Consider the following 24103-nt stretch of genomic DNA (forward strand, 5'->3'; position numbering starts at 1 on the left):
CGGCGGCAGGCGGCCGGTCGCGAGCCTGTCCGGCGGGGAGAAATTCCTGGTGGCGCTGGCGCTGTCGATCGGGCTGTCCGCGGTGACGCAGGCACAGTCCGGCGGCACGCGGCTCGGTGCGATCTTTATCGACGAGGGGTTTGGCACGCTCGACAGCGCGTCCCTGGGCGACGCGCTCGGCGTGCTGGCGGCGATCCGCAGGACGCGGGGCATGGTCGGCATCATCTCCCATGTGGGGATGCTCCGGGAGAGCATCGGCGCGGGAATTGTTGTAAAAAAAGGCAGGCAGGGCAGCTCGCTGGAGGTACGCCTGTAGTAAACCGCGCGGGGGCAAACGTCTTGATGGAAAAGGAGGCGGACAAAATGAAAAAGGTTGCAGCAATCGCGCTTGCGGTCCTGCTTGCGGCAGGCAGCCTGCCTGGTGCGCAGGCGGCTTACCGGGAGGAACTTCCCTTTGTATTCGACAGCAGGCCGACCTATGCGGCAGGCGGCTTGGTCGAATGCATCACCCGGGAGGACAATGGGCTGGACACGCCGCATGTGTACACGAGGGATGGGGAACACTACGTCCTGTCGGAGCCGACCGCGCAGGAGGTGCTGGTCGGCGGCTATATCTGCGCGCAGCTCCCGCAGGACGGGAAATGGACGGTATTCCGCCCGGATGGCGGCCGCGCGCTGGCCGGCGCGTACGACCGTGTGGATGTGTACGGCGATATGGCCTTCGGCTGGATCGGGAGCTGGCATCCGCCCGGCTTTTTCCTGGGCAAAGCCGAGGTATTTGATTTAAAGGCTGGGGAAAAGCTGCTGCCGGGGGCATACGACTTGATCAGCGCCTACCAGGACGGCAAGCTGCTGTCCACCGCTTATTACACCGGTCCCGCGCCGGACGGCACCCTGCAGGATGTCCGGCAGATGTGGGACGCGGATGGAAACGATGTCACGGCAGCGCTCGGCTACACGGTGGACGGGGCGCTTGTGGACGGTTACCTGCGCGTGCGCAGCGTGGACACGGGCAAATTTGGCGTTGTGGACGCGCAGGGCAACGTGTGCGTCCCGATGCAGTATGATGCGATTGGGGATGCGAACGGGCAGGGCGCGATTGCGGTGCGACGCGACGGAGAGTGGCAGTCCTGGGGCGCGGTACGCATCGCGGACGGTTCCCAGGTGGTGCCGGTGGCCTATACGCGGCTGGATATGCTGCCCGGCGATATCATCGCGGGGAAAGGGGAAGGCTGGGTGCGCGACGCGGACGGCAACCCTGTCACCCTGTTTGACAGCTATGGGCGGCAAATCCCCGCGGACGGGTGCGACGCCTGCTCTGGGCGGTACGGCGGCGTCATCTATGTGCAGAAGGGCGGCGCCCTGCAGGGGATTGACACGGGCGGCAACGTCCTTGTCGGCCCGGTCAAAGGCGGATTCCTGTCCTTTTGCGTAGAAGGCTACGACGTGGTGCTGATCGGGCGCTATGGCGAGTCGGACGGCGGCATGATCGTGGGGAAGGACGGCACAGTCCTAGCGCCCTTCGACACGGCGGCTTTGGGATCCGTCTGGGAGCATGTCGTAGAGCTGCAGGATTACCAGACCGCGGAATACCGCATGGTATACAGCGACGGCACCCCCTTCCCCGCGTCGGCGGATGTGAGACAGGTCGATGATATCCATGCGGCGGATGGCTGGGTGCTGTACCGCGATTACGAGCAAAAGACGGCCTGGATTACCGGCCTGGACGGCACGCCCCTGATCCCGAAAGGCGTATTTACCGACCTCGGGGAATTCGGCGATTATTATTTTCCCCGGGCGGTCGGCGGCGACCGCACCGTCGCCCCGGCGTTTGTCGCACGCAACCAGGACGGCAAATACGGCACGGTCGTAGTGGAAGCGGACGTTTCCGCGCAGGCGCGTGCGGCCATGCGCACCGTGCTGCCGCTGGCCATGCATTACAGCCTGCCGCGGCCGCTCGGCGGCTGCGTGGGCAGGATGCTGGCGCAATACCCATAAAGGAAAGCCTCCCCGTTTGGGGAGGCTTTTTACAAGTCAGAACTGGAAGGCGATGCCGAAAACGGCGCCTGCCGCAATAAATACGATCGGGTGCAGCTTGGGAAACACCCGGATGGCGACCATAAAGATGAGGAAGAACACGATGGCCGGGATGTTGAGCACGTCGCCCAGCCGCGCCAGGCCGCTATATGCCTCCATGTGGAACAGGGAGGCGACAAAGACCGTCGACATCGCGCCGAAGATCAGCCCGGCGGAAGCGGGGCGCAGGCCGTAAAACGCATTTTGCACGAGCCGCGAATCCCGGAATTTTTGGAGGGCGCGGGAAATGAGGATAATGATGATTACGGACGGCAGCACGAGTGCAAACGTCGCCATCAGCGCGCCGGGCAGCCCGGCGGCATGGAAGCCCGCATAGGTGGCGGTATTGACACCGATCGGCCCGGGGGTGGATTCGGAGACCGCGACCATATCCATCAGGTCGGCGGGGGTGAACCAGGGATAGCGCTCCGCGATGGCCTTGAGGAAGGGCAGGGTCGCGAGGCCGCCGCCCACGGAAAACAGGCCGGCCTTGAAAAATTCATAGAAAAGCGTCAGGAAGATCATGCCTTGCGCCCCCTTACCAACCCGGCGAGGATACCGGCGGCGCCCGCTAGGACTACCACGAGCACGGGGGATACGCCGAAGAATGCCACGGCAATAAAGGTCGCGATGAGGATGCTGCCGGTCAGCCAGTCGGTGACGCCCTTGCGCGCCATTTTATAGACGGAATGCAGCACCAGCGCGCAGACCGCGATCCGTACGCCGGCGAAGGCATGCTGCACGGCGGGCAGGTGCGCAAATTGCTGAATGAACGCCGCAATGATCGTAATGATGATAATGGAGGGCGCGACGATGCCCAGGGTCGCGGCGGCCGCGCCCGCGACGCCGCGCTTTTTGTAGCCGATAAAGGTCGCAGTGTTGACGGCGATCACGCCGGGGGTGCACTGGCCGATCGCGTAGTAATCCATCAGTTCGTCTTCTGTCGCCCAGTGCCGCGCATCGACGATCTCGCGCTGCAGGATGGGCAGCATGGCATAGCCGCCGCCGAAGGTGCAAATGCCGATCCGTGCGAAGGTGAGGGCAAGCTCCAGTAGGGTGGGCAAGGTGGTTCACTCCTTTCGGTGTCTCACATTAGTATAGCACAGCAGGGGGGCGGCGTATACGTCACGATAAGAATTAAGTATGCATGCGGGAAAAGCCCCCGGCTATGGCCGGGGGCTGGAAACTCAGGCAAACTCTAAAAGGCGTGCGCCGGTTGCGAACAGGAAGCAGATGACCATGCCGCAAAGGGTGGGGATGGCAAAGGAGGCGAACGTCCATTTGAATGCACCCGCTTCCTTGTGGATCGTCAGGCAGGTGGTGGAACATGGCCAGTGCATGAGCGAAAACAGCATGGTGCAGATGGCGGTAACCGCCGTCCAGCCGTGGGCGACAAGCAGCGCGTGGAACTCCGCGAGGGATGGGATATCGGTCAGCGTGCCCGAGGATAAGTAGCACATTAGGATCAGCGGCATCACGATTTCATTCGCGGGGAAGCCGAGGATAAACGCGAGCAGGATCACGCCGTCCAGCCCGAGCAGGCGCGCGAAGGGGTCGAGGAAGCCCGCGCAGTGCGTCAGGAGCGAGGCGTCGCCCACGGTAATATTGGCCAGCAGCCAGATCACAAGCCCGGCGGGGGCGGCCACGGCGACCGCGCGCCCCAGTACAAAGAGCGTGCGGTCAAAGATCGAGCGCACGATGACCTTGCCGATCTGCGGCGTGCGGTAAGGCGGGAGTTCCAGCGTGAAGGAGGTTGGTACGCCCTTCAGGATGGTGCCGGAAAGCACGCGGGATACGAGCAGGGTCATCAGCACGCCGAACACAATCACCATGGTAAGTAGCGCGGCCGACAGCAGCGATGGGAAAAAACCTGCCGCGCCGCCGACGAAAAACATCGTCAGGATGGCGATCAGAGTGGGGAAGCGGCCGTTACAAGGGACAAAGTTATTCGTCAGGATGGCAATTAAACGTTCGCGAGGGGAATCGATGATCCTGCAGCCCACGATACCCGCGGCGTTGCATCCAAAGCCCATGCACATGGGTTTCACAATTCTGCCTTATACCCGCCATTCGATCCGGACCGAGTTCCCGTCCAGTACGATTTTTTGGATCAGCATACGGATGAGGAGCCGTTTGGCCTCGGCAGGCGCGCCCCGGAACCCTGCCAGGAAGCGGTCGCCTGCAGTTGCAGTCGCTTTGCCCGGGGGGATGGGGCTGCCTTCGGCAAGCTGCTGCCGCAGGGCGTCCGCCTCCGTATCCAGCGCCGTGGCACGGCGGGTGAGCCGGTCGAGCGGGATCGCGCTTACCTGGTATAGTTCTACGAGTTTTTCCAGTTGCGCGTCGATTTCGCGGAGCCGTTTTTGGATTGCGTTACGGTCGGGCGCCACTTCGTCCGGCTGCGCGTCCCAGATGGATGCAAGGAGCGGGGGCTGGTTCAGAAGCGCGGCAACCGCATCCAGAACGACGTGGTCGAGGTCTTCATACCGCCAGTTGTCATTCTTGCAGGCGGGGTCTAAAACCTGGCGTTTTGAAGTCTTGGAGCGGGAATAGCATTTATAAAAGCCGTGCGCGCCTGCGTACCGCGCGCCGCACCGCCCGCAATAAACCAGGCCGGAAAGCAGGGTTTCCGCCCGGAACGGTGCCTTGGGCGCGGTTCCCGCCCCGGTATTCCGGGCGGAGGACGCCAGGAGCTGGTTTGCCAGCGTGAAATCTTCCTGTGAGACGATGGGCTGGTGGACGCCGTCGTATGTAACGCCGCGGAACTTGACCTTGCCGATATAGTTGGTATTTGTCAGGATCTTCCGGACTTTGGCCGCGCTCCATTTGCCGCCATGCGCCGCCTGCATTTCATGCCAGATGCTGTTGATGCTCTTGCCGTCCAGGAAACCCTTGAATATCGCGCGCACAATTGCCGCGCGGTATTCATCTACGGCCAGCAGCCCGTCCGCATAGGTATAGCCAAAGGGGATAAAGCCGCCCCCGTGGTAATACCCGGCTTTGCTCCGGCCGATGCGCCCCATGGTGAAGCGCTCCGTAATCTGGTCTTTTTCAAGCTGCGCAAAGACGGAAAGGATACCGATCATGGCGCGGCCGAAGGGGGTGGAGGTGTCGAAGTTTTCGCAGATGGAAATAAAGTCCGTGTCATAAGACAGCAGCTCGTCCTCGATCAGCATCAGGGTATCTTTTTGGCTGCGGCTCAGCCGGTCGAGCTTGTAAACGACCACGGCGTTTATGGGGGACGCCTTGACCGCCGACAGCATCCGCTGGAGCGCCGGGCGTTCGGTGTTGCCGCCGGAAAAGCCACCGTCCGTGTAGATTTGGAGGAGCGCCCAGCCCTTGGCCTGGCAGTAGGCGGAAATACGCTGCGCCTGTTCGTCGATGCTGTAATTTTCAAGCTGGTGATCGGTCGACACCCGGACATAGCCCACGACCTGCGGCTGCGCGCCCGCCTGGTGTAAAAAGCCCTTCTGATACGCCATGATAAAGCCCCCTCCGTTTCGCCATAATCCACTGTATGAGGGGGGCGGCGGGCAGATGACCGCAGGCAAAGCAGGCCCATAGGACAACCAGCCTGCCGCATACTGTGGGATGAGGTGATCGAATGGAGGGCGTTACAGTGACGCATATCATGGAAGGGGGCGTGCGGTGCGACGATTTGACGCGCTATTTCAGCGGGCGCGCGTTGCCGCCCGGCGTCGCACGGGTCGTGCGCGATATGATGCAGGCCGGCCAGGAAACGGCGGAAGGGCATAAAGAAAGCCGCCCCGGTTAAGGGACGGCTTTCTTTTGTGCAATATGGCTTAGGCGAGGCAAACGTTGACAGCACGCATTTTGCTGCTGTTCTTGGGGTCGACCTCGGAATCGAAGGTTACACGCTGGCCTTCGTCGAGGGACTTATACCCGTCGCCCTGGATGGCAGAGAAGTGGACAAACAGGTCGTCGCTGCCGTCGTCGTTCTTGATAAAGCCGAAGCCCTTTTCCGCATTAAACCATTTAACAGTACCGCTATTCATAAAACAGTACCTCCTTAATTAGATGTTATTCAAAATCGTGCAAATAAAAAAACCATCAGCAATAAGTCAAAATGAGAATTGACTTACGACTAATGGTAATCAACAAGTACATTTAGAACACGTATTCAGTATACCCGAGAATACTGAAAATAGCAAGCTTTTATTTCAAAAATATAAAAATATTTTAAAACGGGCATCAGACGTGCATGGCGGCGCGCTTGTTCAGGCCGTGCGGGCGGCCGCACGGCCAGTGTTTCAGCTGCCATATGCCGGTGGAGGGGAACCGCATCCGCGCGCCGAGGCCGGGCGGCCACCCGGGGCTCAGGCCTTTGGGTTGCGTTTATACAGGATCGGCACGTCGTATCCGAATGTCCGTTTCCCGTTGAGTTCCATGTATTCGGACACTTCAAGGGCTTCTTCGGAAAACCGCTCGGACAGCGTGAATTTCAGGACAGGCGTAAACATGCTCACGCTGCCGCCTTCCCAAACGTTGTTTTTCAGCACATAAATGGCAGGCGTAAATTTTTCGGAAACGCGGAGGGATGCGTAATCCACGGGCTTAAGTTGTTCGTACGTAAAGGAATCTTGGCCATACCCGTCCGGGATTTCATAGGAGGTCAGCTTGACGTTTTGGCCGACCTCGGTGAATAAGAAAAGGTGCGGGGAGGCATGGGTTTTGCCATGGATGGTGTAGTAGCTTTCCTCCACCATGAATATACCGGCGAAGCCCTGCGGCAGATTGAGGATTTTATCATTACATACCGTATTCACGTGCTCGGCAAAGGGGAAATCCGTAACCCCGCGCCCCTGCAATTCCTGGAATTGCTCCACATTACTGAAGCGGCCCTCCAAAATCCTGATAAAAGTATTTAACATATAAAAAACGCTCCTTTTGTAGTGGATAAATAGTATACCACTTATACTTTGCTGTCAATATGCATAGCATACGGCGCGTCGGCAAATATATGCAACTTTTATACGGCTTTAAATGCCTATGCGGCAATAAAACCATCTGCGGCCGATAGCGGACGGCCGGTTTTGCGTGCACTCGCCCGGCCATCCCTGCCGGGCGGACGGAAAAAAGTTTACAATTGCAGCGGCGGGATACAGGAGGGGGATCAGGTAAGGGCCGCCGGCCGGTATGCAGAATTGTAAATCCCATGCACATGCGTGGCTGCAGGGCGGATGCGGCGCGGTTCCCACAGCCGCTTTGCTTAAACGCGGTAGAGCGCCGCGATGCCCTTGGCCATCCGCGCTGAGGCATCCCTGAAATGGCCGCCGGGATTCATTTCCAGCTCCACGGCGGTGCCGCTGTCCCGCAGCAGCGCCGCGGCGCGCCGGGTGCAGTCCTCCACGGCCGCCATGCGGGGATCCTTTGCATTTTTCTCACGGTCGCCAAGGGAAAGGTATACTTTGCGTAACCTGCGACGCGGCGGTGTCTGCCGGAGGAAGTCCACAAACCCGTCGAACCACAGGGAGCCGGATATGGAGGCCGTGCGGTCGAATAAATCCGTTTGCCACGCCGCCCACAGCGCAAACAGCCCGGCGAGCGAGTAGCCGCAAACCGCGCGCGAGGCTGGGGCAAACCCAAGCGCGGCTTCCACGCCCGGGATGATATGGGAGCTGAGCTCGCCTAAAAAACGCGCGCCGCCCCCGCTAAAATCTTCGCCGTCGCGGAAGGACTTTGCGGCCGGCCAGGGGGATAGATCCCGGTTCCAATCCATACCGGAAACCGCGGCGAGCACCGGGCGGGACGCAGGCAGGCGCTGCCATACAGCCACCGCTTCTTCTGCAAATAGGGGGCAGTACAGCACGTCCCGGCTGCCCTCCCCGGGAAAAAGGCGGACGGTATAGGCGCCAAAGGCCAATATCTGCTGCATTTAAATCAACACCCCATTGCAGTGGTCGATCTCGTGCTGGATGATCTGCGCCGTCCAGCCGGTAAAGGTTTTTAGGCGGGTCTGGAAATTTTCATTTTGATACCGTACCTTGACCATTTGGCGTCGCTTGGTTTTGCGAACGCCCGGCAGGGAAAGGCAGCCCTCCTCCGCTTCGTAAAGCCCGGATGACTTGACAATCTCGGGGTTAAACATCACCATATAGGCGCCTTCGTTATCAAAAGCGATGATCCGCTTGTTTACGCCGATCATATTGGCCGCCATGCCCACACAGCCCGCCGCGTTGGCGCGCAGGGTGTCGAGCAGGTCTACTGCGGCCGGCAGGTCTTCCGCCGTGGCAATTTCCGCTTTCTGCGAAAGGAAGGCGGTATCTTTCATTATTTTACGTACCATAAGTCGTCCCTCCAGAAGGATGCAAGCAATTGTAAGCCATCTTGCGGCTGTGCCGGGATGGGTTATTCCAGGGCGGCCAGGCTTTGCAGCAGCCGTCCCGCCGCGTCTCCGGTTCCCGCAAACCCCGCGTAGCGGCAGGGGAGCCGGTTTATAGCGCCATCCAGGAGGGGTTGTCCCTGCATGGCCGTGTCGAGCGCATAGTCAAGTGCGAGTACGTCCGTCCAGGCGCGGTTTAAAAAAGCGACCTCCCGCCGGCCATGGGTTTTTGTAAACTGCACAGGGCCGGCGCAACGGAGATAGCGGCGCGTGGCCACAGAGGGAACCCCGGCGGCGGCAAAGCTACGCTGCAGGCCGTCCAGGAACGTCTCACGAAGGTGCAGCCAGCCGGACGGGTGCAGGCCGAACAATGTAAAGGCATAGCGGCTTTCGCAGTGCACCGCCAACAGGCTGGGCTGGCCGCGCAGGGGAATGATGTGCAGATCCCAGCAAAACCTGCGGTTCCACCCTGGAAGGGGTGGGGGCGTTTTGCAGCGTAAATGCTTCTGCAGGGGGATTGTCAGTCCAAGTTCCATCGAAGCGCCCCCTTACACGTCCGTGCCAGGTGCGGCGTCCCCGGCAAGCAGCCGCCGCAGCGCCCGCGCAAAGCTCTCGTCCTGGCTGGGGCCCCGCCGCGCCTGCCCCTTTAGCCGGCCACCCGCATTGCGGATTTTCTTTGCGGTATGGCGCGCGAGGAGCAGGCCGTCGATATTGTCAGCCGGGTAGGCCATCCCATCCTGGCTGAGCGCCTGCGCCTGCCGCGCAAGGCACATGGCCGCGAGGCCGTAGTCCTGCGTAATGACAATGTCCCCGGGCTGCAAGAGATTGACCAGGGCAAAATCCACGCTGTCCGCGCCCTTGGAAACGGTTATCGTGACGGCGCCCGGCTTCTCAAAAACATGCGAGGTATCGCACAGGATGAAGCATTCGGCCTGGCGCTCACGGGCGATGGCAACGGTAATATCCACCACTGGGCAGCCGTCCGCATCGATTAGGATACGCATAAATCCTCCTTCCTGCCGGTCAAAAGCTTGTCCGGCAGAGCGGTATGACGTTGATAACCGGCTCTTCATAGGGATGTACCTGCTTGACGGCCGCTACCGTCAGGCCGGCCTTTTCGGCCAGGCAGGTGACCTCTACCTTAAGTTCGGGTTCCGCACTGATTTCGCCGATGCTTCCAAGATAGGGCAGGGAGCCGTGCAGCGGCCGCCAGCAGCCGGTCACGCGGCTGTAGGACAGGCAGCAGTCGTATTTCCCAATATGCCCGGCGTCCACTTGCTGCAGCGCGGTTTGCAGCGCCGCCAAATGGGTTTCGGGAATAAAGATTTCCAGCTTACAGTATTTAAAATCAGGCATTCCAAACCCTCCGGGGAACGTTTTTTGCGGCGCGCGATGGCCGCTATAAAAATATTATACCACAGCGTCGGCGATCTTGCAGCTTATCAAATGCATACGGCATGCGGACGCGCGTGCGGGGCATACAATTGCAATAAAGCGTTTTAAAGGGGGCGTTCAGATGGATAACTTGCCGGAGGATGCCGCGCAGTCTGGCGGATCAGGCCGGGATGCGCTGCTGCGCCTGCTGGAAGGGCTGATCGAGCGGGAGTTCAGGCAATCCGGAAGCGGCGGGCAGTCGCCGGGGACGGCGGCCGACCAGCTGCCGTCCGTCTCCGGAAAATAGGGAAGGGGGGCACAGCGATGGATGTGCAGGCCTGGCGCGGCGCGCTGTACCTGCGCCTGAGCCGCGACGATGAAAATACCGGCGAAAGCGAGAGCATTGCCAACCAGCGGACGCTGCTGCGGGATTATGCGGCGCAGCAGGGCTTTGCGGTCGTTTCCGAATACGTGGACGATGGCTGGCCCGGCACAAATTACGACCGTCCGGGGTTCCGGCGCATGCTGGGCGATATCGATCGGGGGGATATCAACCTGGTGCTCGTCAAGGATCTTTCCCGGCTGGGGCGCGATTATATCCAGACCGGGCGCTACCTGGAACTGGTTTTCCCGGAAAAGGGCGTGCGGTGTATCGCGGTGAACGACGGCATCGACACGGCGCGCGCCGATGCGGATATGGCGCCCTTCCGCAACGTTGTCAATGAGCTGTATGCGCGCGATATCAGCCGGAAAATCCGTAGCGTCTTACGGGCAAAAATGCGCGACGGGCAATTTGTCGGCAATTTCGCGCCCTATGGGTATCGGAAGGATCCGGATGACAAGCATCATTTGCTCCCGGATGAGCCGGCTGCGGGGGTGGTGCGGCAGCTGTTTGCGTGGGCGGCGGCGGGCAAGCGCCCGGCGGAAATCGCGCGGGTGCTGAACGGCCGGGGCGTTTTGCCGCCCGCGTTGTACCGCTGCGAGCGGAACCCCACCCTTGACCCGGACAAATATTCCAGCCGGAAAGCGTGGACGTCGGCCGGCGTCGCGCGCATCCTGAAAAATGTAGTATACCTAGGCGATATTGCGCAGGGCAAGACGGATAAAGTCAGCTTTAAAGTACACAAGTCGCGGCATAAAAGCCCGGACGAGTGGGTGGTCGTGCAGGGCTGCCACGAGCCATTGGTGCCAAGGCCGCTGTTTGAGGCGGTGCAGCGGCAGGCAAAAAGCAGGCGTTGCCCCGGCGAAGGGACATTTTGCAACCTTTTTTCTGGGTTGGCTTTTTGCGCGGATTGCGGCAAAGCGATGTCGGCGGTCGGCACGCGCAAGAAGGGGTCTGTGGCAAACCTTGCCTGCGGCGCGTATAAAGCGGCTGGGAACCAGGCGTGCACCAACCATTTTATTGCATATGAGGCGCTGTACCAGTGCGTCTTGGACGCGCTGCGCGCATGCGCTTCGCCAACGCAAGCGGAATGCGGCCTGCTGTTCGGCCGCCTGTGCGAAAAGCTGCGGCTAGAACCGCGGGCGCAGGGGGCGGGGCGGCAGCGGGAAGCCCTGCAAAAGGAGCTGCGCCGGCTGGGTAGCATGGTCGGCCAGTTATATGACGACCGGATGCAGGGGCGGCTGGGTGAAACAAACTTTTATCCTCTGCTTGCGCGGTATGAGCAGCGCACGGCGGAGATACAGCGGCAGCTTGCCGCTGTGGATGCCGAAAGCCCGCAAACCGGCTGGGAGGCGCAGCAGGCCCGCGACGCCCGGCTGCGCCAGGTCATTGCGCGGTATGCGGCGCTCCCGGCGCTGACCCCCGCCGTGCTGTTCGAACTGGTCGAACGCATTGAGGTGGGGCAGGGGGAATACCGGCAGGCGGCGCATGGGAAAGAAAAGCGGCAGCGGGTCTGCATCCGTTTCCGTTTCCAGCCCGCGCCGTATGAAACGGAAATCATAACATAAAAGGCGGCGTAACCTCCCGGTTACGCCGCCTTTTGCTGTCAAAATATCCTGCAAGGGAGATGCGGCGGCCTTGGCAGGGGGCGCCGGTTTGGGGAGGGGCGCTCCCAAGGCGCACGTCGCATACACTTTGCAGCGAAGCACATGGTTAGCGCCTGTTTGCCGCAGGCTTTGGCCTTTTTAAAATAATGGTCAAGGTTGAACGCCACGCGGGGCAGGTACCCCAAATCCTCCAAAAGGGTGAAGATCGGGAAGAAGATTGCCATAGGCGGGAGCATAACGCTGACGACCCACGCAATCAGTGCAAATAGTTGTACCTGGGCGGTTAGAAATTCCACTCAATTTCAACGGTATTCCCGGTTAAGACGACCCGTTTGATTAACGTATGTACGAAGTACCGCCGGTTCTCAAGCGTATCGCCCTTCAAAATGGCGTCCGCGCCGCCGGGGGGGACGGCGGTTTTTTCTTCATCCAAGCCCCCGGGCGCATCCTCTTCGGGCAAGGACTGTAAAAGCCGTTCTTTTTCCAAGGTGAGCGCCCGGATGCGGCCGGATACCTCGCCGGACGGGATGTCCTGCAATTGGTACAGGTCGAGCAGCTTCCCGATTTGCTGCTCTATGAGCCCGATCCGCTTTTGCGTAACGGCAGGTCCGTCGACGGTCTTCCCGGCTTGCGCGTCTTCCCGGATGGCACGCAGATGGCCGCCGTCGTACTCCAGCCCGAGGATTTCGTCGGCGATACATTGGTCGAGCGTTTCGACCCGCCACTTCTCGTTTTTGCAATCCGGATCCTTGACCATGTCCGGCCGTGTTTTGGCGCGGGAATAGCACATGTAATGATGGATCAGCTGCCGCTCGCTACAGGGCAGTTTCTTGGAGCCGCGGTAGGAACCGGCTGCATAGAACCGTGCGCCACAGCCGCCGCACCACAGCAGCCCGGTCAGCAATTGGGTCGCACGGAAGGGGGAATGGTGCGGGCCGTCCGGTTTGCGCTCGGCGCTGCGCAGCTGTAACAGGCGCTGTGCTTCCGCAAACGTTTTCTGGTCGATAATCGGCTCGTGGCGGCCATCGAAATATTCGCCGTTATATGGGATTTTGCCGAGATAGGTTTGGTTTGATAAAACGGCCATAATGTTCGCGCGGCTCTTCCAGCTCCCATAATGGTTTTTGTAAGTGGAGGACATAACCTTGGCGATTTTTGTGACGGATAGGTGCCCGTTTACATAAAGGTCGAATATTTTTCGTATTTGCATGGCCTCGTAATCGTCGATCACAAGGATGCCCTGCTGCCGGTCGTAGACGTAGCCGATCGGGGCGTTGCCCCCGCCGCGCCAGTAGCCGTCCTTTGCCCGCTCTTGCAGCCCCATCATCGTCCGCTCGCGGATTTGCTCGCGTTCGAGCTGCGCAAAGACGGACAGGATGCCGACCATTGCGCGGCCGAAGGCGGTCGAGGTATCGAAATTCTCGTTAATAGAGACAAAGGCCACGGAGTTTTTCAAAAAGACGTCCTCAATCAGGTACAGCGTATCTTTTTGGCTCCGGCTCAGGCGGTCGAGCTTGAAGACGACGACAATATCGATTTCCCCCTTTTGGATATCGGAAAGCATCCTCTGCAAAGCCGGACGGTCCAGCTTTGCGCCGCTGAAGCCGGGATCGGTATAGACGCCGGCCAGCGTCCAGTCCCGGGCGGCGCAATACGCTTTAAGGCGTTTGGTTTGCGCGCCGATAGAATAGCCCTCCTTGGCCTGTTCCTGTGTGCTTACGCGGATATATGCAGCAGCCCTCATAAAGCGCCCCTTTCTGCCGGCTGTTCGGTAAACAGGCATCCCCCTGCCTTCCGGCTCTGGCTGGGGGCAGGGTTTTTGCCTATTTATATATCAGTACGCAGGAATTAATTTTATAGCAATCTACTTTGCCATTTTGCCGGATCCGTTTTCCCGCTTTTTTGCCGGGGTGCGCAAAGTATAGCCGCCCGGCGAAAAAGCGGCATAGCCTGCAAACCATTTCCGCCTGCAAGGTTTTCGCGAGTCCCGGGCAACGGCCGATATGGCCTGGAGCGGGATGGGGATACAAAAAATGTACGTGTGAACAGCCGCGCAGCGCCCTGCTTATAGGACAACCAGGCCGGTACATACACTAAACAGAGGTGATCTTATGTCGTGGTACGGCGATATACATATTATTCACAAAATGGCTGATGGCAGGATACTGGAGAGCGTGAAGGGCATTGTGGTGCCGGTAAACGAACATACCGAAGGCGTCTATCAAATGCTGGCGGGGCACGCGCCGGGAAGCGGGAAAAACGGCACGGGAACGCAATAAGGGGCGGAAGCCCCCTTGGATCAAGGCGGGACAAGCACCTGAAAAGTGCTGCAAGGGATTATGGAAGGAAAGCCATTGGGAGGAAATGTGCCTTGCAACCAATAGTTGCCGGATAATTGGTAGACCAAACCGGCATTTGCGGGTATGATAATAAAAAAATCAAAGGAGTGGCAGCAATGGGGATCGGGGACCGTATCAGGCAGTTCCGCTTAGAAAAACATCTATCACAAGAAGCGCTTGCGCAGCAGCTGGACGTCTCAAGGCAAGCGGTTACAAAGTGGGAGTGCAATCAAGCCATGCCGAGCACGGCAAACCTGCTTGCGCTATGCAAAGTACTTGGCGTCCCGATGGATGCGTTGACAGAGAACGGGGAGGCCAAGCCGGGGCAGGTTCCGGAAAAAGGGAAGCACCGTCCTATGGCACTGCTGGTAAGCTGTATCGTTTTGACGGTTATTTCCCTTATCATAGGGATAGGCGAGCAAATGGATCCCGTACCCGCTAACGTGATTGGATATGCGGATGCGGAAACCGGGATTGTGGTCGTAGGCATGCCGGTTTATTTGTATTTGCTGTATGGGGTAAATGCGATACTGGTTGTTGTAACTGTAGTTGCATGGGTCAGATTAAGGCATTACAAAAAGGGATGATAGGAATGAAGAAATGGTGGTTCATACCCGTGGCGCTGTCTTTGCTGGCGGCGGGCGGATGCACGTTGGGGAGGCCGGACGTCGGTGGGATGCGCCAGAATACTGCGGTAAGGGAGGAAATAAGCGCATGGCCAGATAACAAATACACAAGATCAATCCTCCCGCCAGGCAGCGGCTCGCCGGATTATGCATTATCCGATGAAACGGCAGGGTACTACGCGGCCTTTTTTGATAACATCACACTCGAACAAGGCAAAGCGTATATCGCCGATCTGGAGGGGGATGGGTTTCAAAAGATCGCAGGAAGCCAAAACAAGGCCGCAATTGGGGAAATGCTGCAAAAAGGGCATGTGAGTGTTAACATAAGCGCTTCAGAAAATGTACTCGGCATCTATATAACGCTGCAAAATGAATAAGCGGGTAAGCGGGGCGATGGGATAGGATTTTACATTCCCTTGATTGCAAGCCGGGCAGCCCGCCGTTATAATGAAGGTGCAATCGAAGGATTGCGTCTCTATCTTCAATGTCCGTTTCTCCCTTTCGCGATGCCCCTCTCACAGAAGCTATTTGTGGGAGGGGGTTTTTCTTGCGTATTGCGGCAGTTGCGGTGAGGTAATCTTGTTTTAAAAACGTGCCCATAAAATAATTTTTTTGGGAAAGATAAAAGGGGTTCCATCCGCTGCGGGATGGAACCCCTTTGTCAAACATGGGATCGCCTATGAATGCATCCTGGTTTGGGGCGCATTATTTGTTCCCATATTTTAACCCCCAGTTCATCATCGCGTAAAAAATGGGCATCAGGTCGCCGCCTTTTTCCGTCAGGGCATATTCCACGCGTGGCGGGATTTCGTTAAACTGCATCCGGGTGACTAGGCCGTCAGCCTCCAGCTCCCGCAGGGAGGAAGACAGCATCGTGTTGGTGATGCCGTCAAGCGCACGTTTCAACGCGCCAAAGCGCATCGTCCCGCAGCGGCAAAGGGTATATATGATCTGGTTTTTCCATTTGCCCTGGAATAACGTCAGCACTGGCGTAACAGGGCAGCCCCCTGCTTCGGTGACGATGCCTTCATGGATGTGTTGCAAAAATTCCTCATAGGTGATGCGGTCGCGCAGCGTGAACACGGTAGCGCCTCCTTGCTTCTCTGTCTGATAGTACGTTTTGCCATACTATGTATAGGATATCTGCGTACTTGATAGTTTTTCTAAATATAGTATAATAAAACTATCAAACCGTGTCAATCCACGTTGCATATTCGCGGAAAGGCACCGCGTGCGTAAAAAATCCTGGTCCTGGCCGCGAGCCCGCGGAAATATGGAAATACTAGAAAAAGGCGAATGCCTTGGGATAGGGCAAGGCGCGCCTTGCAGGCCGGGGAAATGGGACATACTATTTGAAACGTAAGGGGCGTAGTAAATGCTTCAAACAATGTGGACGCTTTTCACGGGGCGGACGGGCTTTTTCTTAGGCCTGTTGGGGGAACATCTGAAGATCTCGCTGATTGCTATCGCCATCGCCATCCTGTTGGGCGGCGCGGTGGGCATCCTGATCAGCGAATTCCAGCGTTCCGCCAAACCCACCCTGAGCGTCATCAATTTTCTTTACACCATCCCGTCGATCTCCATGCTGGGCTTCCTGATCCCTTTTTCCGGGATCGGCAACGCAACGGCGGTGATTGCGCTGACGGTGTATGCCCTCTTGCCCATGGTGCGGAACACCCATACGGGTATCGCCAATGTCGACCCTGCCATTTTGGAAGCGGCGGAGGGCATGGGCAGCACAAGGCTGCAAATTTTATGGAAGGTCAAACTGCCCCTAGCGATGCCTGTCATCATGTCCGGAATCCGCAGCATGGCGACCATGACCATCGCGCTGGCGGGTATTGCCTCGTTTATCGGGGCCGGCGGCCTGGGTGTGGCGATTTACCGCGGCATCACCACCAATAACGCCGCCATGACGATGGTGGGCAGCCTGCTGATCGCGCTGCTGGCGCTGCTGGTGGACGCCCTGCTGGGGTTCGTGGAAAAACGGATGCGGCGGCGGAGCGCGGGGGCGAAACGGGCAAAGCGCGCGCTCGCGGTTTTGGCGGTACTCGTTTGCGCGGGGATTGTTGTAACGGCAATCCTGCCCGGCCGGCACAAGGATACCATCCATATTGCGACCAAACCCATGACGGAACAGTATATCCTGGGCGAAATGCTGGACATCCTGATCGAACAGGACACCGATTTAAATGTGGAACTGACCCAGGGCGTGGGCGGCGGCACGTCCAATATCCAGCCCGCAATGGAGAGCGGGGAATTTGACTTATATCCCGAATACACGGGTACGGGCTGGAACATGGTCTTAAAGGAGGACGGCCTCTATACGGAGGACCTGTTTGACAAAATGCAGCAGGCGTATAACGACACGCTGGATATGCGCTGGGTCGGGATGTATGGCTTCAACAACACCTTTGGGCTGGTGGTGCGGCGGGAAATCGCGGAACAATATGGGCTGGAGACCTGTTCCGACCTCGCCGCCGTTGCCGGGCAACTGACCTTTGGGGCGGAGTATGACTTTTTTGAGCGGGAGGACGGCTATGACGCGCTATGCGCCGCCTACGGCCTGGGATTTAAAAAGACAGTGGACTTGGATATCGGGCTTAAGTACCAGGCGATCGACCAGGGCAAGATCGACGCAATGGTGATTTTTACAACGGACGGGCAATTGAGCGTCGCCGATGTAAAGGTGCTGGAGGACGACAAGGGATTTTACCCGTCTTACCTTTGCGGCAACGTGGTACGCAACGGGGTGCTGGAGCAGTACCCGGCGCTTGAAAGCATTTTGCAATCGCTGACGGGCAGCATCACAGATGAGGATATGGCCTGCATGAACTATGCCGTCGAGGGCGAGGGGCAGGAGCCCAGGGCTGTTGCGGAAGGGTTCCTGCGGCGCATCAACCGGCTGAAATGAGGCGGAGGAGCATGAAAACGGCAATTGAATTCCAGCGCGTTACAAAGGCATATGGATCGAAGGTGGTGCTGGACGGCTTCCACTGGGCAGTGGAGAAGGGGGCGTTTGTCACGATTATCGGCTCCTCCGGCTGCGGCAAGACCACGGCGCTTAAAATGGTGAACGGCCTGATTTCCCCTGACGCCGGGGATGTGCTGGTAAACGGCGAGAGCGTCAAAAGCCATGACCTGATCGGGTTGCGGCGGAACATAGGCTACGCCATCCAAGGGAGCGTCCTGTTCCCGCATATGACGGTGGAGCAGAATATCGCCTATGTCCCCAACCTCCTGAACAAGCGGGACAAGGCGCGCACCAAAGCCGCCGTGGAAAAGTGGATGGGGATCGTGGGGCTGGACGCGGAACTAAAGCCCCGCTATCCGGACGAGCTTTCCGGCGGACAGCAGCAGCGCGTGGGCATTGCCAGGGCGTTGGCCGCGTCGCCCGAAATCCTGCTGATGGACGAACCCTTTGGCGCGGTGGACGAGATCACCAGGGGGCAACTCCAGATAGAATTGCGTCGCATCTACGAGCAGACGCAGATTACGGTGCTGTTCGTCACCCATGACATCGCGGAGGCTTTGAACCTGGGCACGATGGTGCTGGTGATGGACGAGGGCAAAATCCAGCAATACGCGCCGCCGTCGGAGCTGCTGCAAGCCCCGGCCACGCCGTTTGTAAAACGGCTGGTGGAACGGGAACGGCAAATCCGGTAAAATGAAGCGCCGGTTGGCGTTTTTACCACAATGAGCCCATTTTGAAAGGCCGCCCCTTTTATGGGGCGGCCTTTCATTTGCCCATTTTTATTAATGGGAAGGGAGCCAACCATATTCGGCGGCAGTTTGCAGCAGGGAAGCTATACCGGGCAATACAAACCGTACTGATCGCCCACGCAAGCACACGCCAAATCCCTTCGACCAACAGGCTTTGCAGCCAAACGGGCGCATGTATGGCCTGCAACGCCGTGGTAAACGGCGCGTCGAGCGAAAACAGCAATTTGCTGAGCATGTCGGAGGGGTAATTTGCGCCCGTGATCGTGAGGAAGAAAACCCCGGCGAGCAGGAGCAGCATAATCGGGATGCCGGTGCACCGGGACGTCAGGATGCGGTCGATCTTGCGGTCGCGTGCGCGCGCCGCGTCCGGCTGTTCCTGCACCACGTCGCATGCGATTTCCTCCGCGTGCAGCACTAGGCCGGAGACCAGCCTGTCGCGCAGCGCGTCGTTGCCGATCCCAGCGGCGCCCAGCTTTTCGCGGGCGGCGGCCAGGCCGTCTTGCGGGAACGCGATCGGCGCGTTGGCGTGGAGGGACTGCAAAAAGCTAGGGTCATTCTCCAGCAGTCGCAGGGCAAGCCAGCGTCGGTTCAGCGCGCAGCCGTCCGGCAGGAGGGCCTCTATCCCCGCGGCCGCCTGCTCGATTTCGCGGATATAGCGGATGGGCGGCGGCGTACAGATGTGCTTGCCGTCGGCGACCGACACGACCGCTTCCATCAGCGCGTCAAGACCGCGCCCTTCCCGCGCCGCGCACGGGATCACCGGCACGCCGAGCAGGCCGGACAGCGCATGCAAATCCAGGCGGATGCCCTTTTTGTCGGCTTCGTCCATGAGGTTGACGCATACGACCGTGCGGGCGGTGATTTCCGTGGTTTGCAGGACCAGGTTCAAATTGCGCTCCAGGCAGGTCGCGTCCACCACGACAACCGTACAGTCGGGATCGCCGAAGCAGATAAAATCGCGCGCGACCTCCTCCTCGGCGGAATGCGCCATCAGGGAATAAGTACCGGGCAGGTCGACAAAAATGAAATGCCGTCCGCCCCAATCGGAAGCGCCCTGCGCGCTGGCCACCGTTTTGCCCGGCCAGTTGCCGGTCGGCTGGTTTGCCTATGGCGAACCCGGGGCGGGAAGCACGCGGATATTCTCGTCGTTGTCGATCACGATTTTTGCCGCGATACGCGACCAGAAGGCTTTCTTCTGCGGGCGGCTGAAACCACGGTAGGTATCCGCGGGGCTTTGCGGGCGGGGCGGGCAGCCCAAACGGGGAGCCTGCAAAACCGGTGGCCGGAGCTGCTCCCGCAGGGCGGTGTAGTCCCGCTCGTATTCTTCGCGGCCGATCAGGTCGTTTAAATAAAGGTCCTTCAGCTTGCTCATTTTTGCCTGGATGCGGGGGGTATCCACAGGCGGGAGCCGGGCTTTTTGCACATCAATATGGCCGTCATACGCGCTAAATTGCGCCGACAGGCAATCCAGCAGCCAGCTTTCCAGGCGCAGCTCGCTGGTGCGCCTTTTGTGCGCGCACCCATGCGGCTTTTCGTATTTCGTGCAGCGGTAGTAGGCGTATTTCCCCCGGACGGTTTGCGCCGCCAGCTTGCCGCCGCATTCCGCACAGTATAAGAGGCCGGAAAAAAGGTATACGCGTTCCGGATATTGCGGGCTGGCGCGCGCCGCGCGTTGTGCAAGGTACGACTGTACGGACAGGAACGTTTCCCGGTCGACAATCGCCTTGCAAAAACCGTCCGCGCCGTGCGCCCGGCCGATATACCGCTCGTTTTGCAGCAAGCGCGTCATGCCGGCAGGCGTATAGGGGAGGCTATGCCGCGCGAGGGCGTACCGGCAGGTCTCCCGGACGGAGCGGGTCTCCAGGTAATGTGCAAAAAGCGCCTGCACCACCGGGACGTCGTCGTCCGGGACGAGCCGTTTATTTTCAATGCGGTAGCCGAGCGGGGTTTTCCCGCTGACGACCTCGCCCCGACGCACCTTGTCCTGGAAAACGAATTTGATGCGTTCACTCGTCCTATCCGCCTCGTCCTGTGCGACCGATAGGCGGATATTAAGGCTCAGGCGGCCGTTTGCCGTCGTGGTGTCGTAGTTTTCTTCGGTGGCAATCCACTGCACCTTGTGCGCGTCAAGCACCCGCTGTACTTCGTAGTAGTCTGCAATGTTGCGGAACCAGCGGTCGAGCTTCACAAACAAGATAATATCGATTTTCGCCGCGCGGATATCGTCCAGCATCCGCACGAATGCCGGGCGCTTGGAATACCTTTTCCTGGCGCTGACGCCCTCGTCGGCATAATACCCCGCGACCTGGTAGTGGTGGCTTTGGGCATACTCCGCCAGCGTTTTACGCTGGGCGGCAAGGGAGTAGCCGTGCATCGCCTGCTCCTCGGACGATACGCGGATGTAGAGCGCCGCGCGCAAGGGGGTTGCATCACGCATGGGAAACTGCCTCCTTTTTTGGATGACGGTCGAGGGCGGCGCGCTGTTGCCAGGCCGCATGCCGCCTTATATTAACATATTGTGGCGGCGGGCAGATCATACAGCGGCGCGCACGGCGGGCGCCGCGTGGCACGGCAAAGTGTTTCCCATAGGACAACCTGTGCGGCGCATATAGTACACCAAAAGGGGGCGCGCGGATGCAAGGGGAGTTTTTTTACCCGAAAAGGCTGGTCGAAAGCGCAATATCGGATATTTTGAGCAGGCAATATGGGGGGCCAGCCGTTTACAGGCTGGTGCCAAAAGAAAAGGCGCCTCCCCCTGTCCAAACGGATGGGAAGGCGCCGGGATAAGGGCGATGCTTACAAGTCTTGCAGGTCTGCGGCGGGGATGTCGTTTTCCACATTATCGCGCGCCAGGTCGTTGTCTATCACCGGGTACAGCCCCGGAGGGATGGGCTTTTCCGCATGGCGTTTTGCCGCCTGCCCCTGTTTGCGTTCCATTCACAATCACCTCAAGGGTAGTTTCCCATTGGACGGCAAAATCATACCTGCGGCGCGGCGGCGGGAAGATGCACAGGAACCCTCCGGGCTGTACAACCCGGAGGGTTCTTTTGGTTGTTTTACAGTTTTTCGACGTGCAGCGCGCGTGTGGCGTTTAAAATTGCGATAAAGGCGACGCCGACGTCCGCGAAAACGGCTTCCCACATATTGGCCATGCCGAACGCGCCGAGCAGCAGCACAAGCGCCTTGACGCCAAGCGCAAACACGATGTTCTGCTTCACAATGCGCAGCGTCTTGCGGGAAATGCGCATTGCGGTGGCGATCTTGGAGGGCTTATCGTCCATCAGCACGATATCCGCCGCTTCGATCGCCGCATCCGAGCCGAGGCCGCCCATCGCGATGCCGATATCGGCGCGGGTGAGCACGGGCGCATCGTTGATGCCGTCGCCGACAAAGGCGAGCCGCCCGCTGGGGGAGGTCTCGGAAAGCAGGCGTTCAACCGCGTCGACCTTATCGCCCGGCAGCAGCTCGGCACGGTAATCGTCCAGCTTGAGCTGCGCGGCAACGTCGGCCGCGACGGCGCTGGAGTCGCCGGTCAGCATGACGGTGCGGCGTACGCCCGCCGCCTTGAGGGCTCGGATCGCCTCCGCGGCGTCTTCCTTGATTTCGTCCGAAATCACGATGTGGCCCGCGTAAAAACCATCGACCGTGATGTGGACGGTCGTGCCGGGCAGTTCGCACGGATGCCAGGGCGCGCCCTCGCGGTCCATCAGCTTGCCGTTGCCCGCGCAGACCGTTTTGCCGTCGACCTTGGCGCGCACGCCATGGCCTGCGATTTCCGCAACGTTCGTGACCCGCGACGTGTCGACGGCCTTGCCGTAGGCCTCACGCAGCGAGAGGGAAATCGGGTGGCCGGAATAGTTTTCCGCAAGCGCGGCGTATTCGACGAGGTCGTCCGCCGAGACGCCCTCGGTGGGATGCACCGCCGTGACGCGGAAGGTGCCGCGCGTCAGCGTGCCGGTTTTGTCGAATACGACGGTTTCCGTTTCGGCGAGCGCTTCCAGGTAGCTTGCGCCCTTGACCAGGATGCCGCGCTTGGACGCGCCGCCGATGCCGCCGAAGAAGCTCAGCGGTACCGAAATGACCAGCGCGCACGGGCAGGAGATCACGAGGAAAATCAGCGCCCGGTGCAGCCAATCCGTCCAGGCCGTGCCCGCCAGGAAGCCGGGCAGCGAGGCCGCGGGGAGCAGCGCGAGCAGCAGGGCGGGGATCGCCGTAAGCGCGACGGCGGCGATGACCACGGCGGGGGTGTACCAGCGCGCAAAGCGCGTGATAAAGTTTTCGGCCTTTGCCTTTTTCTCGCTTGCATTTTCTACAAGGTCGAGGATTTTCGCCACGGTCGATTCGCCGAAGGCGCGCGTGGGGCGCACGCGCAGCAGGCCGGTCAGGTTGACGCAGCCGCTGATCACCGCGTCGCCGGCCGCCACGTCGCGCGGTACGGATTCGCCGGTGAGCGCGGCGGTATCGAGCGCGCTGGAGCCTTCGATAATTTGCCCGTCGATCGGGATACGCTCCCCGGCCTTGACGATAATCGTGCCGCCGACCGGTACGTCCTCGGGATCGACCTCCTCGAGCTTGCCGTCGACTTCAATGTTGGCGTAGTCGGGGCGGATGTCCATCAGCGCCGCGATCGAGCGGCGGGATTTGCCGACGGCATAGCTCTGGAACAGTTCGCCGACCTGGTAAAACAGCATTACGACGACGGCTTCCGGGCATTCGCCGGTCGCGAACGCGCCGACCGTTGCCAGCGCCATCAAAAAGTTTTCATCAAATACCTGCCCGTGCGCGATGTTGCGGACAGCGCGCCACAGCACGTCCCAGCCGATCACGGCATAGGGGATCAGGTAAACCAGCGTACGCGCCACGTCTGTAAATTGGGGTTCCAGCAGTTTTGCGGCGACAAACAGCGCCGCCGCCGCAATGATCCGCCAGAGCATCTTCTTTTGCTTCTTCGTCATGGCACGGCCTCCTTAAAGCGTGTCTTAAAGTTCGATCGTGCAGTCCGGCTCGATCTTCTTGCAGACCTTCACGATTTCTTTCATGATGCCGTCAAAGCGCGCGTCGTCCGCCTCGACCGTCAGCTTCTGCGCCAGGAAATTGACCTGTGCATTTTGCACGCCGTCGATCTGTTTGATCGCGTCCTCCATTTTCGCCGCACAGTGCGCACAGTCCAGGTCTGTTAGCCCAAAACGCTTTTTCATAGTAATACCCTCCATAAATAAAATGATTTATATAGATTTGGGGAATTGCTGACAAACTTATTCCAACACGTGCTCCAGGCCCTGGTTGATAATGGTGCGGACATGCCCGTCCGCCAGGGAATAAAACACGGTTTTGCCGTCGCGCCGCGCCTTGACAAGCTTTGCCGCCTTGAGCGCGCGCAATTGGTGCGAAATTGCCGATTGGGTCATCCCGAGCAGCTGTGCGATGTCGCACACGCACATCTCGGAAGCAAACAGCACGTACAGGATACGGATCCGCGTCGAATCGCCAAAGATCCGGAACAGCTCGGTCAGGTCGTACAGGACGTCCTCGTCCGGCATCCCCTTTTGGACCTTTGCGACGACGTCCTCGTGCGCGTGCATAAAGTCGCAGCACTCCACATCGTTTCTTTGCTCTGCCAAATCAACTCACATCCT

At 59.4% G+C, this 24103-nt stretch carries 28 protein-coding genes and 3 pseudogenes; 10 read left to right on the plus strand and 21 right to left on the minus strand.

Annotated features, from left to right (window positions below; genetic code table 11):
* A partial coding sequence (locus tag CZ203_RS08690; RefSeq protein ID WP_268875366.1) for an SbcC/MukB-like Walker B domain-containing protein occupies positions 1-316 on the plus strand: 316 nt, incomplete at its 5' end.
* Between the two features lie 47 nt (positions 317-363).
* A complete protein-coding gene (locus CZ203_RS14725) occupies positions 364-1998 on the plus strand; it encodes a WG repeat-containing protein (RefSeq protein ID WP_159456438.1) in 1635 nt (544 codons plus the stop codon).
* 36 nt (positions 1999-2034) lie between these two features.
* On the opposite strand, the gene CZ203_RS08700 is transcribed toward CZ203_RS14725, so the two are convergent.
* The 4 genes and pseudogenes from CZ203_RS08700 to CZ203_RS08715 all read right to left on the minus strand — a co-directional run bounded on the left by CZ203_RS08700 (position 2035) and on the right by CZ203_RS08715 (position 5555).
* Positions 2035-2601 carry a chromate transporter gene (locus CZ203_RS08700; RefSeq protein ID WP_087065719.1) on the minus strand — a complete coding sequence of 189 codons (567 nt, stop codon included), beginning with the start codon at positions 2599-2601 and terminating at the stop codon, positions 2035-2037.
* Positions 2598-3140: a chromate transporter gene (locus CZ203_RS08705; protein WP_087065720.1), complete on the minus strand. Its 543-nt coding sequence runs from the start codon at positions 3138-3140 to the stop codon at positions 2598-2600. The genes CZ203_RS08700 and CZ203_RS08705 overlap by 4 nt, the downstream gene beginning before the upstream one ends.
* A 123-nt stretch (positions 3141-3263) precedes the next feature.
* A pseudogene (locus tag CZ203_RS08710) lies at positions 3264-4118 on the minus strand (nucleoside recognition domain-containing protein); the annotation flags it as partial.
* Between the two features lie 15 nt (positions 4119-4133).
* Positions 4134-5555 (minus strand): recombinase family protein, encoded by a 1422-nt coding sequence (locus tag CZ203_RS08715; protein WP_087065722.1) that lies wholly within the window; start codon positions 5553-5555, stop codon positions 4134-4136.
* A gap of 122 nt (positions 5556-5677) precedes the next feature.
* Between CZ203_RS08715 and CZ203_RS14730 the strand changes: the two genes are divergently transcribed.
* Positions 5678-5848, plus strand: coding sequence for a hypothetical protein (locus tag CZ203_RS14730; RefSeq protein ID WP_159456439.1), 171 nt, complete (start codon positions 5678-5680; stop codon positions 5846-5848).
* Between the two features lie 28 nt (positions 5849-5876).
* On the opposite strand, the gene CZ203_RS08720 is transcribed toward CZ203_RS14730, so the two are convergent.
* From CZ203_RS08720 to CZ203_RS08750, 7 genes are all read right to left on the minus strand, one after another.
* Positions 5877-6089, minus strand: coding sequence for a cold-shock protein (locus CZ203_RS08720; protein ID WP_087065723.1), 213 nt, complete (start codon positions 6087-6089; stop codon positions 5877-5879).
* 321 nt (positions 6090-6410) lie between these two features.
* On the minus strand, positions 6411-6965 hold the full coding sequence (locus CZ203_RS08725) for a hypothetical protein (protein WP_087065724.1): 555 nt from the start codon (positions 6963-6965) through the stop codon (positions 6411-6413).
* Between the two features lie 338 nt (positions 6966-7303).
* Entirely contained in the window at positions 7304-7969 is a 666-nt protein-coding gene (locus tag CZ203_RS08730) for an alpha/beta hydrolase (RefSeq protein WP_087065725.1), read from the minus strand.
* On the minus strand, positions 7970-8380 hold the full coding sequence (locus CZ203_RS08735; protein WP_087065726.1) for a peptide deformylase: 411 nt from the start codon (positions 8378-8380) through the stop codon (positions 7970-7972).
* A 62-nt stretch (positions 8381-8442) separates the two neighbouring features.
* Positions 8443-8952, minus strand: a complete 510-nt coding sequence (locus CZ203_RS08740; RefSeq protein WP_087065727.1) for a DUF6933 domain-containing protein — start codon at positions 8950-8952, stop codon at positions 8443-8445.
* A gap of 12 nt (positions 8953-8964) precedes the next feature.
* Entirely contained in the window at positions 8965-9420 is a 456-nt protein-coding gene (locus tag CZ203_RS08745) for a YaiI/YqxD family protein (protein ID WP_087065728.1), read from the minus strand.
* Positions 9421-9439: 19 nt separating this feature from the next.
* A complete protein-coding gene (locus CZ203_RS08750; RefSeq protein WP_087065729.1) occupies positions 9440-9772 on the minus strand; it encodes a cytochrome C biogenesis protein in 333 nt (110 codons plus the stop codon).
* Positions 9773-9932: 160 nt separating this feature from the next.
* Here CZ203_RS08750 and CZ203_RS14735 point away from each other — a divergent pair, with 160 nt between their 5' ends.
* Both CZ203_RS14735 and CZ203_RS08755 read left to right on the plus strand, forming a co-directional pair.
* Positions 9933-10097 carry a hypothetical protein gene (locus CZ203_RS14735; protein ID WP_159456440.1) on the plus strand — a complete coding sequence of 55 codons (165 nt, stop codon included), beginning with the start codon at positions 9933-9935 and terminating at the stop codon, positions 10095-10097.
* 17 nt (positions 10098-10114) lie between these two features.
* Positions 10115-11740 (plus strand): recombinase family protein, encoded by a 1626-nt coding sequence (locus tag CZ203_RS08755; RefSeq protein WP_087065730.1) that lies wholly within the window; start codon positions 10115-10117, stop codon positions 11738-11740.
* A gap of 122 nt (positions 11741-11862) precedes the next feature.
* Here the strand turns inward: CZ203_RS08755 and CZ203_RS15375 are convergent.
* Both CZ203_RS15375 and CZ203_RS08765 read right to left on the minus strand, forming a co-directional pair.
* Positions 11863-12036: pseudogene (locus CZ203_RS15375) on the minus strand (nucleoside recognition domain-containing protein); the annotation flags it as partial.
* Between the two features lie 26 nt (positions 12037-12062).
* Positions 12063-13523 (minus strand): recombinase family protein, encoded by a 1461-nt coding sequence (locus tag CZ203_RS08765; RefSeq protein WP_159456441.1) that lies wholly within the window; start codon positions 13521-13523, stop codon positions 12063-12065.
* Positions 13524-13890: 367 nt separating this feature from the next.
* Between CZ203_RS08765 and CZ203_RS14740 the strand changes: the two genes are divergently transcribed.
* The 3 genes from CZ203_RS14740 (at position 13891) to CZ203_RS08775 (ending at position 15121) form a co-directional block, all read left to right on the plus strand.
* Complete coding sequence (locus CZ203_RS14740; protein WP_159456442.1) at positions 13891-14058, plus strand: BOW99_gp33 family protein; 168 nt, start codon at positions 13891-13893, stop codon at positions 14056-14058.
* A 176-nt stretch (positions 14059-14234) separates the two neighbouring features.
* Complete coding sequence (locus CZ203_RS08770) at positions 14235-14705, plus strand: helix-turn-helix domain-containing protein (protein WP_087065733.1); 471 nt, start codon at positions 14235-14237, stop codon at positions 14703-14705.
* A 5-nt stretch (positions 14706-14710) separates the two neighbouring features.
* Positions 14711-15121 carry a hypothetical protein gene (locus tag CZ203_RS08775; RefSeq protein WP_087065734.1) on the plus strand — a complete coding sequence of 137 codons (411 nt, stop codon included), beginning with the start codon at positions 14711-14713 and terminating at the stop codon, positions 15119-15121.
* A gap of 328 nt (positions 15122-15449) precedes the next feature.
* Here CZ203_RS08775 and CZ203_RS08780 read toward each other — a convergent pair whose 3' ends face one another.
* Complete coding sequence (locus CZ203_RS08780; protein WP_235847489.1) at positions 15450-15827, minus strand: winged helix-turn-helix transcriptional regulator; 378 nt, start codon at positions 15825-15827, stop codon at positions 15450-15452.
* A gap of 292 nt (positions 15828-16119) precedes the next feature.
* On the opposite strand from CZ203_RS08780, the gene CZ203_RS08785 reads away from it, so the two are divergent.
* Both CZ203_RS08785 and CZ203_RS08790 read left to right on the plus strand, forming a co-directional pair.
* A complete protein-coding gene (locus CZ203_RS08785) occupies positions 16120-17658 on the plus strand; it encodes an ABC transporter permease/substrate-binding protein (protein ID WP_087065735.1) in 1539 nt (512 codons plus the stop codon).
* Positions 17659-17669: 11 nt separating this feature from the next.
* Positions 17670-18410, plus strand: a complete 741-nt coding sequence (locus tag CZ203_RS08790; protein WP_087065736.1) for an ATP-binding cassette domain-containing protein — start codon at positions 17670-17672, stop codon at positions 18408-18410.
* Between the two features lie 73 nt (positions 18411-18483).
* On the opposite strand, the gene CZ203_RS08795 is transcribed toward CZ203_RS08790, so the two are convergent.
* The 7 genes and pseudogenes from CZ203_RS08795 to CZ203_RS08815 form a co-directional block, all read right to left on the minus strand.
* Positions 18484-19182, minus strand: coding sequence for a hypothetical protein (locus tag CZ203_RS08795; protein ID WP_268875371.1), 699 nt, complete (start codon positions 19180-19182; stop codon positions 18484-18486).
* Between the two features lie 3 nt (positions 19183-19185).
* Positions 19186-19557, minus strand: a pseudogene (locus CZ203_RS15280) (FeoB small GTPase domain-containing protein); the annotation flags it as partial.
* A 15-nt stretch (positions 19558-19572) separates the two neighbouring features.
* On the minus strand, positions 19573-20904 hold the full coding sequence (locus CZ203_RS08800; protein ID WP_159456445.1) for a recombinase family protein: 1332 nt from the start codon (positions 20902-20904) through the stop codon (positions 19573-19575).
* A 359-nt stretch (positions 20905-21263) separates the two neighbouring features.
* Complete coding sequence (locus CZ203_RS14935; RefSeq protein ID WP_200809463.1) at positions 21264-21404, minus strand: hypothetical protein; 141 nt, start codon at positions 21402-21404, stop codon at positions 21264-21266.
* Positions 21405-21523: 119 nt separating this feature from the next.
* Positions 21524-23422, minus strand: a complete 1899-nt coding sequence (locus tag CZ203_RS08805; protein ID WP_087065739.1) for a heavy metal translocating P-type ATPase — start codon at positions 23420-23422, stop codon at positions 21524-21526.
* Positions 23423-23446: 24 nt separating this feature from the next.
* Positions 23447-23665: a cation transporter gene (locus CZ203_RS08810; protein WP_087065740.1), complete on the minus strand. Its 219-nt coding sequence runs from the start codon at positions 23663-23665 to the stop codon at positions 23447-23449.
* A 57-nt stretch (positions 23666-23722) separates the two neighbouring features.
* Entirely contained in the window at positions 23723-24049 is a 327-nt protein-coding gene (locus tag CZ203_RS08815) for an ArsR/SmtB family transcription factor (protein WP_087066218.1), read from the minus strand.
* Positions 24050-24103: the final 54 nt, after the last annotated feature.

Source organism: Intestinibacillus massiliensis, assembly GCF_900155735.1.
Lineage (GTDB): Bacteria > Bacillota > Clostridia > Oscillospirales > Butyricicoccaceae > Intestinibacillus > Intestinibacillus massiliensis.

Bases quoted from the DNA above. Each gene is read 5' to 3' on its own strand.
- CZ203_RS08790 (WP_087065736.1), top strand. From the start codon at position 17,670: ATGAAAACGGCAATTGAATTCCAGCGCGTTACAAAGGCATATGGATCG.
- CZ203_RS08730 (WP_087065725.1), bottom strand. From the start codon at position 7,969: ATGCAGCAGATATTGGCCTTTGGCGCCTATACCGTCCGCCTTTTTCCC.
- CZ203_RS14740 (WP_159456442.1), top strand. From the start codon at position 13,891: ATGTCGTGGTACGGCGATATACATATTATTCACAAAATGGCTGATGGC.
- CZ203_RS08720 (WP_087065723.1), bottom strand. From the start codon at position 6,089: ATGAATAGCGGTACTGTTAAATGGTTTAATGCGGAAAAGGGCTTCGGC.
- CZ203_RS08810 (WP_087065740.1), bottom strand. From the start codon at position 23,665: ATGAAAAAGCGTTTTGGGCTAACAGACCTGGACTGTGCGCACTGTGCG.
- CZ203_RS08750 (WP_087065729.1), bottom strand. From the start codon at position 9,772: ATGCCTGATTTTAAATACTGTAAGCTGGAAATCTTTATTCCCGAAACC.
- CZ203_RS14725 (WP_159456438.1), top strand. From the start codon at position 364: ATGAAAAAGGTTGCAGCAATCGCGCTTGCGGTCCTGCTTGCGGCAGGC.
- CZ203_RS08795 (WP_268875371.1), bottom strand. From the start codon at position 19,182: ATGGAAGCGGTCGTGTCGGTCGCCGACGGCAAGCACATCTGTACGCCG.
- CZ203_RS08715 (WP_087065722.1), bottom strand. From the start codon at position 5,555: ATGGCGTATCAGAAGGGCTTTTTACACCAGGCGGGCGCGCAGCCGCAG.
- CZ203_RS08700 (WP_087065719.1), bottom strand. From the start codon at position 2,601: ATGATCTTCCTGACGCTTTTCTATGAATTTTTCAAGGCCGGCCTGTTT.
- CZ203_RS08735 (WP_087065726.1), bottom strand. From the start codon at position 8,380: ATGGTACGTAAAATAATGAAAGATACCGCCTTCCTTTCGCAGAAAGCG.
- CZ203_RS14730 (WP_159456439.1), top strand. From the start codon at position 5,678: ATGGAGGGCGTTACAGTGACGCATATCATGGAAGGGGGCGTGCGGTGC.
- CZ203_RS14735 (WP_159456440.1), top strand. From the start codon at position 9,933: ATGGATAACTTGCCGGAGGATGCCGCGCAGTCTGGCGGATCAGGCCGG.
- CZ203_RS08755 (WP_087065730.1), top strand. From the start codon at position 10,115: ATGGATGTGCAGGCCTGGCGCGGCGCGCTGTACCTGCGCCTGAGCCGC.
- CZ203_RS14935 (WP_200809463.1), bottom strand. From the start codon at position 21,404: ATGGAACGCAAACAGGGGCAGGCGGCAAAACGCCATGCGGAAAAGCCC.
- CZ203_RS08785 (WP_087065735.1), top strand. From the start codon at position 16,120: ATGCTTCAAACAATGTGGACGCTTTTCACGGGGCGGACGGGCTTTTTC.
- CZ203_RS08800 (WP_159456445.1), bottom strand. From the start codon at position 20,904: ATGCGTGATGCAACCCCCTTGCGCGCGGCGCTCTACATCCGCGTATCG.
- CZ203_RS08765 (WP_159456441.1), bottom strand. From the start codon at position 13,523: ATGAGGGCTGCTGCATATATCCGCGTAAGCACACAGGAACAGGCCAAG.
- CZ203_RS08805 (WP_087065739.1), bottom strand. From the start codon at position 23,422: ATGACGAAGAAGCAAAAGAAGATGCTCTGGCGGATCATTGCGGCGGCG.
- CZ203_RS08770 (WP_087065733.1), top strand. From the start codon at position 14,235: ATGGGGATCGGGGACCGTATCAGGCAGTTCCGCTTAGAAAAACATCTA.
- CZ203_RS08775 (WP_087065734.1), top strand. From the start codon at position 14,711: ATGAAGAAATGGTGGTTCATACCCGTGGCGCTGTCTTTGCTGGCGGCG.
- CZ203_RS08740 (WP_087065727.1), bottom strand. From the start codon at position 8,952: ATGGAACTTGGACTGACAATCCCCCTGCAGAAGCATTTACGCTGCAAA.
- CZ203_RS08815 (WP_087066218.1), bottom strand. From the start codon at position 24,049: ATGCACGCGCACGAGGACGTCGTCGCAAAGGTCCAAAAGGGGATGCCG.
- CZ203_RS08725 (WP_087065724.1), bottom strand. From the start codon at position 6,965: ATGTTAAATACTTTTATCAGGATTTTGGAGGGCCGCTTCAGTAATGTG.
- CZ203_RS08745 (WP_087065728.1), bottom strand. From the start codon at position 9,420: ATGCGTATCCTAATCGATGCGGACGGCTGCCCAGTGGTGGATATTACC.